The organism is Mesorhizobium helmanticense (assembly GCF_003034915.1).
In the GTDB taxonomy this organism is placed as follows: Bacteria; Pseudomonadota; Alphaproteobacteria; order Rhizobiales; family Rhizobiaceae; genus Mesorhizobium; species Mesorhizobium helmanticense.
This window is the reverse complement of record NZ_PZJX01000128.1, coordinates 1-408: the sequence shown is the minus strand read 5'-3', so window position 1 is coordinate 408 and position 408 is coordinate 1. Positions and strand designations below refer to the sequence as shown.

General features: G+C 62.0%; 1 pseudogene. It reads right to left on the bottom strand.

What is annotated here, in order from left to right:
• Positions 1-346 (bottom strand): annotated as a pseudogene (locus tag C9427_RS33620) (OmpA family protein); the annotation flags it as partial.
• Between the last annotated feature and the right edge of the window lie 62 nt (positions 347-408).

The window sequence follows — 408 nt, the reverse complement described above, 5'->3', positions numbered from 1 at the left end:
CCTCCGTTCCGGACAACAGCGACTGTGGGTCGGCGGCAAGCGGGTCTCTCAGACCGGCAATATGGAATTGGCCATCGCGCATCTTTTGTTGGGCAACGATGATGCCCGGCTGGCTCTCCAGTTTCGACACATAGGCCTGCCAGTGCTCCGCGGCGCGTGCCTCCGGGCTCACATCACGAACCTTGGAGATGTCGAATACCGGTCCGCCTGCCGAAAGCTGTCGGGCTGCAGTGCGCGCCCGATCTATCCAGGTGTCGGGAGCCTCGCCCTCGGCAACGATGCGATCCGCGACGACCGAAAGTCGGACTGAATCCGGCGGGATCAGCGATGCCGTCAGCCGCTTCAACACGAACTCTGGCTCAAGGCTCTGATAGAATTGCCACTGTGAATGAACGCGGGCGGGATCGA